The 6,603-nt window shown below is 46.2% G+C and carries 6 protein-coding genes; 5 read left to right on the top strand and 1 reads right to left on the bottom strand.

From position 1 onward, the window contains the following. Positions 1 to 137: 137 nt before the first annotated feature. Positions 138 to 1,052 (bottom strand): chemotaxis protein, encoded by a 915-nt coding sequence (locus tag IQR33_RS02195; protein WP_005385059.1) that lies wholly within the window; start codon positions 1,050 to 1,052, stop codon positions 138 to 140. Positions 1,053 to 1,266: 214 nt separating this feature from the next. Here IQR33_RS02195 and ppiC point away from each other — a divergent pair, with 214 nt between their 5' ends. The 5 genes from ppiC (at position 1,267) to IQR33_RS02170 (ending at position 6,565) form a co-directional block, all read left to right on the top strand. Continuing rightward, complete coding sequence (ppiC, locus tag IQR33_RS02190; protein WP_080276970.1) at positions 1,267 to 1,608, top strand: peptidylprolyl isomerase PpiC; 342 nt, start codon at positions 1,267 to 1,269, stop codon at positions 1,606 to 1,608. A gap of 344 nt (positions 1,609 to 1,952) precedes the next feature. Next, the gene (locus IQR33_RS02185; protein WP_193837190.1) at positions 1,953 to 3,257 is read left to right on the top strand and encodes an MATE family efflux transporter; all 1,305 of its coding nucleotides are present in this window, start codon (positions 1,953 to 1,955) and stop codon (positions 3,255 to 3,257) included. Positions 3,258 to 3,430: 173 nt separating this feature from the next. Next, complete coding sequence (locus IQR33_RS02180) at positions 3,431 to 4,192, top strand: ATP-binding cassette domain-containing protein (RefSeq protein ID WP_193837191.1); 762 nt, start codon at positions 3,431 to 3,433, stop codon at positions 4,190 to 4,192. 20 nt (positions 4,193 to 4,212) lie between these two features. After that, positions 4,213 to 5,061, top strand: a complete 849-nt coding sequence (locus IQR33_RS02175; RefSeq protein ID WP_193837192.1) for an ABC transporter ATP-binding protein — start codon at positions 4,213 to 4,215, stop codon at positions 5,059 to 5,061. After that, a complete protein-coding gene (locus tag IQR33_RS02170) occupies positions 5,051 to 6,565 on the top strand; it encodes an ABC transporter substrate-binding protein (protein ID WP_193837193.1) in 1,515 nt (504 codons plus the stop codon). Before IQR33_RS02175 ends, IQR33_RS02170 begins: the two co-directional genes overlap by 11 nt. Positions 6,566 to 6,603: the final 38 nt, after the last annotated feature.

Raw genomic sequence — 6,603 nt, 5'->3', positions numbered from 1 at the left:
CACCAAGTCAAAGAGACGGAATTCGTTTCTCGTAGTTACGCGATGCCAAAGAAGTGAGCTGAGAAATTAGCGGATGTGAGCATCAGGGATAGGACAAGTACTGCATTATATTCTCAAATCAACTCGTCCAATAAGAGTTAAGAAGTCATAGCTTTGGCTTCTAGCTCTTTTGCTCCGCGAAGCATCGCTTCGATTAGTTCTCCAGCATTGAACTTCTCAAGTGCCTCATGCGCGCCAACTTGGTGAGCTCTGTCTACACAGATTTCGCTCGATAACGATGTATGTAAAATGCGGTATGAATGGTTCAGAGAGGAATTATTCTGAACTTCAAATGCTAATTCATAACCGTCTAATCCGGGCATTTCAATATCGCTGACCAGAATATCAATTGGGCGATGAGCCGCAGCGTCACTTTTCATCAGTTCCAATGCATCTAAACCATTTTTACAGATTTGATACCCAATATTGATGCTATCGAGTGCGTCACACAGCTGTTTACGAGCGATGGAAGAGTCATCCACCAATAGAATACTGAGTGCTTTTAGGCGTTCTCGCTCAATATCTGTCAGCATTGGGATCTTTGAATTCTCGTACTGCGGATAAATTTTGGAAAGTAGCAGCTCCACATCCAGCATTTGAACAGTTTTGTCCTCGTAGCGAGTAATTCCAGTCACGAAAATATTTTTTCCAGCGCTCGGAGGTGGCGTTTCAATAGCTTTCCAATCGCACTCAATGATCTTCTCTATACTACGAACCATAAAAGCAACCACGGTTCGCAAGCAATCTGTCACGATCAAGTAGCAGCTTTTATATTCTTCTTCACTTATAGGACGAAAGCCAACAGCTGCTGACATATCGATCACTGGTACTGTTAAGTTACGTATCGTAACTGTTCCAATGACGTGATGATGCGAGTAAGGGATCTTCGTCGTTGGCATGTATGGGACGATTTCACGGACTTTTAGCGTACCGATAGCGAAACTCTGTTGCAGGGTGAGCTTAAACATCAACATGCCCTGAGACTGATTCGCTTTGCTTACGACTTTTGCCATGAAAATAACCTTATAAATACCACCGAATTGTGTCTAATCTAATCTTATCAGACGAAGGCTTCAACCATCGGAGAGACAAATGTGAGCTTTTTAGACAATCTTTTAGAGAATAGTGATTAACTGAGCAAAACTTGTTTGTATTTTAAACTCATTATGTAGACGATTTTATATTCCTCGTGTATTGGGGCCTTTACCGCTGAGCTATTATTAAGAAATGTTTGGTCTGTTAAAAAGGATTGGGTACACTTGCGCGACCAGAATAGTGAGAGATAGATCAATGGCAAATACAGCAGCCGCATTACATATTCTTGTGAAGCACAAAGAGCAAGCGGAAGACATAATCAAGCAACTGAAAAAAGGCGCTAAGTTTCAGACATTAGCGAAGAAGTATTCAACTTGCCCGTCAGGCAAACGCGGTGGTGACCTTGGTGAATTCCGCCGTGGTCAAATGGTACCTCAGTTCGACAAAGTGTGCTTTTCTGGCGAAGTGTTAACGCCGCATTTAGTTAAAACCAAGTTCGGTTGGCATGTTGTAAAGGTGCTTTACAGAACATAAGGCTTGGTATCGACCTAAACATTGTCAGATGAAACCCACAAGCATTAAATATCATCTGTACGGTCTCTTTTCACCAATCACTACCGTTATGACATGGCAGATACATTCTGATCTGCCATGCTCAACCAAACGCTAATCTTTCCAAACTAGAAACTCATTTATATGCAGTTAACTTGGCTTTTCTCATAAGTCGTTATCCTATTTCAAGCTTTGGTATGAGAATACGTTTGCTGGTTGTATCAATTATCAATGCTATTCCTTGCTGGCGAACTTTGGTTCATGTTCGGACGCCATTCGCATATGATAGCGACCTTATAAAAAATTAACCCCGTTCATAATTTAAGATGTCCCTGACTCATAAAGACTATTTTAAAATCGCATTTCCTTTCATCGTTTCTACTGTTACCCAACCATTATTGGGGGCGGTGGACACCGCGGTGATCGGTAAACTCGGTGTGGCTGAGATGATTGGTGGTGTAGCGATCGGCACCGTCATCATGAATACCTTGTATTGGCTGTTTGGCTTCTTCCGCGTCAGTACTACCGGGCAAAGTGCAATCGCATTAGGTAAAAATAGCCCAGAGGATCAAGCGAGTAGCTTATTGCGTCCTTTCGTGCTTTCGCTCTGCCTTGGCTTGATTTTCATTGCGTTGCAGTCCGTGATTTGGATGGGGGCAGAGCTGATTATCTCCCCTGATGCAGTCGTGGCCGAAAACGCTAAGATTTACTTCGATATTATGATCTTTGGTGCGCCATTTGTACTGCTGAACTACACCGTGATTGGTTGGTTGATGGGGCAGGCGAAAGCCAAAGAAACCTTGTTCACGCAAGTGTTTGGTAACGTGCTGAACATCGTGCTGGATATCGTATTTGTGTTGTACTTCGATATGGGGATTGCTGGTGTTGCGGTGGCGACACTTATCGCGCAAATCTCGACGTTTGTTATCGGTGCAGTGCTGGTGTTGAAAACCTGTCGCTTCCCGCTGTTTGATTACATTCAGACCGCAAAAATGACGCGTAAAGATCTCAAAGTCATCGCGTCTTCCAATATGGATCTGCTGCTTCGTACTGTGTGTCTATTGGTGTTCTTCAACATGATGGCGCGTGTAGGCTCTCAGCTTGGTTCTGATGTGCTTGCTGCGAACGCAATCTTGATGCAAGTGACCTTTATCGTCAGCTACATGTTCGACGGTGTGGCGAATGCGTCGAGCGTCTTTGCAGGTAAAGCAGTAGGGCAGAAGAATAAGACATTGCTTGATAACGTGATTAAGCTAAACACGCAATGGACCGCAGCGTTCGTTGTTGTCTTGACCTTGCTGCTAGTGCAGTTCAAACACCAAGTGGTGTCGTTATTTACCACTTTGCCAAATCTTGTTGAGCTGTATTTGGACATGAGCCCTTGGTTATTGGCATTCCCGTTGGTTGCTGGTTTTGGTCTTACGTTTTACGGAATCTTTACCGGTACAGGGACGACGCGACCAGTGCGTAACTCTACCTTTCTAACCATGGTGTTGTTCTTAGTGACTCAATTTATTGCGGTGCAATATTGGGGCAACCACGGTTTATGGCTGGCATTCACGTTGTTCTACGTTGGGCGCTTTGTCTTCTTGTTTCCATACCTCGGTCAAGTTAAACAAAAGTGTCTTTAATACACACTGTCACAAATGACCTAACTTAGATGTTCTTATCACAAGGGGGGGAGCTATCTGCCCTTGTTGATAAATCTGAAAAAGGTGATGAAATAACCTTTCCGACTGGTTTCCTTGCTTTAACCCGCATGATATTATTTGTGATGTTATATTATTACATTTAGTTTGATGCCGTGATTTCTCGACCAATACTCTCCGTTAATAATCTCAGCCTTATAGACTCAGAACGCACACTCTTCAAAGACATTTCTTTTGAGCTGTTTCAAGGTGAAGTTCTTGCCATTATGGGACCTTCCGGCATTGGTAAATCCATGTTGTCGAAAGCCGTCGCAGGTTTTTTGCCGTCTGATATTTGGGTAGACGGAAGTATCCAGCTTAACAGCAGTGAAGTCGCACAAACTGCCATGCTGCAACGCAGTCAATCGCAGCGTCCTGCGGTCATTTTCCAAGATGCACTTAAAGCGCTGAATCCATTGGCGTCTGTCGAACAACAACTGTGTTTGGCATTGACGGGCAACAAAACACGCTTGTCTTCAGCAAACCGAGACACGGTGACGACCTTGTTGTCTCAACTCGGATTTGCAGATCCAAAAGCAGCATTGGCGCAGCATCCAAGCCAGCTATCTGGTGGTCAGCGCCAGCGTATTTGTATTGCGATCGCGTTGCTTGGTAGTGCCAACTTGATCATCGCGGATGAGCCCACCAGTGCGCTCGATCCAATCACCGAAGCGGAGATCCTTGAGTTGTTTCGCAGTAGTGTTCAGCAACGCAACATCAGTGGTTTGTTGATCACGCACGACCTATCTGCGGCTTTGGCGTGTGACAAAGTCTTGGTGATTGCGGACAACACCATGGTGGCTTATGGCGCACCATGGCAAGCCATTCAGCAAAGTTCGCATCCTTTCTGCCAACAACTTGCGCAACTGCTGCCTTAACCTCATCTCTGGAGCCTATTTTGACTAAGCACAACTTGAGCGGGCACACGCAGCCTAAATCGGCGGAAGTTCGCTTTGAGCAAGCCAGTGTTCACTATTACTCCAAACCAAATTGGTTGGGGGGCAAACCGTTTAAAGCGCTCGAACAATTGGATCTTGCCATCGACACAAAGAACATTGCGATTGTTGGTCCTTCTGGCGCGGGTAAATCGACCTTGATTGAACTTCTATTTGGTCTTCGTAAACCCACATCTGGTGAAGTGTATGTGTGTGGCTATCCGCTATCGCGTAGCTCGGCTAAGCAGCGCCAAGAGTTGTGTCAGCACATTCAATTGATTCCGCAAGAGCCGCAGTCGAGCTTGAATCCTTATTACACCGTTCGTCAGATCTTACTGGAGCCGCTAAGCAATATTGGTTTAACGCAAGAGCTTAACGAGAAGGTGGAAAAGGTTTTGGCGGATGTCGGTTTAGATCTCACATTGTTGGAGCGTAACCCGCAGCAGTTATCGGTTGGGCAAGCGCAACGTGTGGCTATCGCCAGAGCTTTGATTGTCGAGCCTTGTGTTTTGGTTGCCGATGAGCCAACCAGCAGCCTAGACCCCGTCAGTCGTAAACAGATTCTCGACCTGTTGGCAGGCATTCAAAAGAGTCGTCAGATGCGCCTGATTTTGGTGACACATGACCTCGATGCGGCACAAACCCTATGCGATGAAATCCTAGTGTTAGACAAAGGACGCGTTGTCGAGCACGGCACGGCACAAAACGTGACAAATAATCCATCACACTTGATCACGAGAGCCTTGATGAGAGCTCAACACAAAAGTAATGAATTCACAAAAACCATTGGAGAGGTTTCTTATGCACCTTAGTACTCCCAAGTTAGCTTTGTCGCTGGCTTTAAGCGCACTGCTGACGGGTTGTTTTGACTCTGGCGAAAGCAAGCCAGAAGCGGGAAAAGCAGCTGCACCGCAAGCAACGGAAATTCGCGTTGCCATGATGCAACCACCACGCACAGGTTTGTCGCCATTTTCAGATGACGCGTTCAAACTGTCACGTTGGAGCACGGCAGAAACGCTAGTGAACCTAAACGATCAGTCGGTAGCAGAGCCTATGCTGGCAACAGAGTGGGAACAAGTTGACCCAATGACGTGGCAATTTAAGGTACGTAAAGGCGTGAAATTCCACGATGGTTCTGAGCTTGATGCCAACGCGGTCGTGAACTCTCTGCAAAAAGCATTAGATGCCGCACCTAAACCACGCATCTTGGACGGTATCGAATGGCAAGTTCGCGCATTGGACGACTTCACTGTTGAAATCAAAACGACCTTTAACGATCCACTGTTGCCAAGCCGTCTTTCTAGCCCACAGCTAGCGATCCTTTCTGGTGCTGCATATCAAGAAAACGGTCGTGTTGTGCCAATCAATGCGGGTACGGGCCCATTCGTTCTGACAGAAATCAACGGGACAACCAGCGCTAAATTGAAGCGTTTTGATGGTTACTGGGGTGAAAAAGCGAAAGTAGATAGCATTTTTGCGGAATACGTACCAAACGGTTTTGCTCGTGCTGCTGCACTACGTACCGGTGAGGCGGATGTAGTTGAAGCCGTTCCTGTTTCGCAAATCGCGATGATGGAATCTTCACAACTGCATGAAGTTGCAATGCCACGTACCAACACGCTTTACCTAAACAATAAATCAGATGTGTTTAGCCAGTTCGGTTTGCGTAAAGCAGCGGCTCAAGCGGTTAACCGTGAGCAAATCATCAAAACGGTTTACGAGAACCACGCCGATTCAGCAAAAGGTTTGTTAGGTCCTGCATTGGCATGGGCTCAACCAATTCGTGATGCGAACCCTCGTATGGAAACCATGGAAATGCGCCACGCGAACGGAGAGAAGATCACCATCGGTACATTTACCGACCGTGCTGAGTTGCCAGAAGTAGCGGTGCTGCTAAAGCAACAACTTGAAGCGGCTGGCTTTGTGGTTGAGCTAGACGTTCGTGAATACGCACAAATCGAAAACGATGCACTAGCAGGTAAGTTCGATGCGTTCTTGTTGTCACGTGCAACGGTGCTGGATTCTGGCGATCCAGTGGCGTACATGCAAAGTGACTTTAGCTGTAAAGGTTCTTACAACCTAGGTCAGTTCTGCTCTGAAGAAGTGGACGCAGCATTGAAACACGCTGATCGTCAACCTTTGGGTGAGAAACGCCAACAAGCGATCATCGAAGCAGAAAGCAAAATCCTTGAGCAATACGCTGTGATTCCACTGCTTCACGAGCGTGTAATCCAAGGTGAGAGTGATCGCGTGAAGAATGCACAACGTGACCCACGTGAGCGTCGCCTGATCGACCAGTTTACTGAGGTGAACTAACTCGATGTCGTCTGTTGCCAACATGCGTTCTCGTTGGA

The sequence above is a fragment of the Vibrio sp. OPT46 genome, from assembly GCF_015163535.1.
In the GTDB taxonomy this organism is placed as follows: domain Bacteria; phylum Pseudomonadota; class Gammaproteobacteria; order Enterobacterales; family Vibrionaceae; genus Vibrio; species Vibrio alginolyticus.
Note: the sequence above shows the minus strand (reverse complement) of the source record. Positions and strands in the feature narration are given on the sequence as shown.

Coding starts and splice junctions, on each gene's coding strand:
- IQR33_RS02195 (WP_005385059.1), bottom strand. CDS start 1,052: ATGGCAAAAGTCGTAAGCAAAGCGAATCAGTCTCAGGGCATGTTGATG.
- ppiC (WP_080276970.1), top strand. CDS start 1,267: ATGTTTGGTCTGTTAAAAAGGATTGGGTACACTTGCGCGACCAGAATA.
- IQR33_RS02185 (WP_193837190.1), top strand. CDS start 1,953: ATGTCCCTGACTCATAAAGACTATTTTAAAATCGCATTTCCTTTCATC.
- IQR33_RS02170 (WP_193837193.1), top strand. CDS start 5,051: ATGCACCTTAGTACTCCCAAGTTAGCTTTGTCGCTGGCTTTAAGCGCA.